We start from the raw sequence: 1,886 nt of genomic DNA on the forward strand, positions 1-1,886 counted from the left end.
GCGGCTCGTCCACGTATCTGAGGTCGACCGCCTCGCGCGCCTCGAGGCCCGCCGCCGTACCGGGCAACCTGCCCGCCCGGCTCACCTCCTTCGTCGGCCGCGAAGCCGACCTGGAGGCCATCGCCGCCGATCTCGCCGGGGCCCGCCTGGTCACCCTGCTCGGGCCCGGCGGTGCCGGGAAGACCCGGCTGTCCCAGGAGGCCGCCGAGGCGGTGCGGCACACCGTCCGGGACGGGGTGTGGCTCGCCGAACTGGCCCCCGTGGACGACCCGGACGCCGTGCCCCAGGCCGTGCTCACCGCCATCGGTGCCCGGGACACCGTGCTGCACGGCGCCGGCGTGGACGGCATGCGCGCGGTCGCCGACCGGCACGACGACCCCGTCGAACGGCTCGTGGAGCACTGCGCCCGGCGCCGGATGCTGCTCGTCCTCGACAACTGCGAGCACGTCGTGGACGCCGCCGCCCGGCTCACCGAGTCCCTGCTGGCCCGCTGCCCGGAGCTGACCGTCCTCGCCACCAGCCGGGAACCCCTCGGCGTACCGGGGGAACTGGTGCGGCCCGTGGAACCGCTGCCCGAGCCGGTCGCGCTGCGGCTGCTCGCCGAGCGCGGCGCGGCGGCCCGCCCCGGCTTCCGGGTGGCCGACGACCCCGAGGCGTGCGCCGAGATCTGCCGCCGCCTGGACGGACTCCCGCTCGCCATCGAACTGGCCGCCGCCCGGCTGCGCATGCTGACCCCCCGGCAGATAGCCGACCGGCTGGACGACCGGTTCCGGCTGCTGACCAACGGCAGCCGCACCGTGCTGCCCCGCCAGCAGACCCTCAGGGCCGTCGTGGACTGGTCCTGGGACCTGCTGGACGCCGCCGAACGGGACGTGCTGGCCCGGCTGTCGGTCTTCGCCGGCGGCTGCGACCTGGCCGCCGCCGAGGCCGTGTGCGGGCCGGCCGCGCTGGACGCCCTCGGCTCCCTGGTCGACAAGTCCCTCGTGGTGGCCGCGCCCGCGGGCGGCGGCATGCGCTACCGGCTGCTGGAGACCGTCGCCGAGTACGCCGCCGAACGGCTCGCCGAGACCGGCCGGCACACCGAGACCGAGCGCGCCCACCTGACGTACTACCGCGAACTCGCCCGCACCACCGAGCCGTCGCTGCGCGGCCCCGGGCAGCTCGCCGCCATCGGCCGGTTCCAGCTGGAGTACGAGAACCTGCGCACCGCCTTCCGGCACGCCGTCGCCCTCGGCGACGAGCAGGAGGGGCTGTGCCTGATCCACTCCCTGCTGTGGTTCTGGCAGATGCGCGACCAGCGGGTGGAGACCCGCAACTGGTGCCGGGAGGTCATGGCGCTCGGCCCCGACCCGTTCGCCGAACCGGCGAGCCCGGCCGCCCCCGTGTGGCAGCGCTGCACCGACACCCCGCCCCCGTACACCGGCGAGGCCCTCGTGGAGGCCCGGCGCGGGGTCCACCTGGCCCATCTGGCCTGCATGGACACCGAGATGGACGCCTGGCAGACGCCCGCCGCGCAGGCCAGGCTGCGCACCATCGCCCAGGTCTACGAACCCGGCCTGCCGCAGACCTGCCGGGTGCCGGGCCTGCTGTGGTTCTTCGCCGTGCTGCTGACCGGCGGCGCCGACCGGCTGCACACCATCGTGGACGCCTGTGTGGAGACCTGCCGCACGACCCCGGGCTTCGAGTGGGAACTGGCCGGAGTACTGCACCTGCGCGCCAACTTCCTGTCCAACCGGGCCGCGTGGACGGACGACGCCACCCGCAGCGCCGACGAGTCGCTGGCGATCTACCGTCGCCTCGGCGACGCCTGGGGCGCCACGGAGGCCCTGGCCGCCCGTGGCGAGGCCAATGAACGCGGGGCCGCCTACGACAGGGCGGCGGCCGAT

At 75.7% G+C, this 1,886-nt stretch carries 1 protein-coding gene; it reads left to right on the forward strand.

Annotated elements, in window-relative coordinates; all coding sequences use genetic code 11:
* Nucleotides 1-1,886, forward strand: a 1,886-nt coding sequence (locus H5J33_RS33480; protein ID WP_399552993.1) for an ATP-binding protein, incomplete at both ends; no start/stop codon positions are given.

The sequence above is a fragment of the Streptomyces sp. WELS2 genome, from assembly GCF_013870595.1.
Taxonomy (GTDB): domain Bacteria; phylum Actinomycetota; class Actinomycetes; order Streptomycetales; family Streptomycetaceae; genus Streptomyces.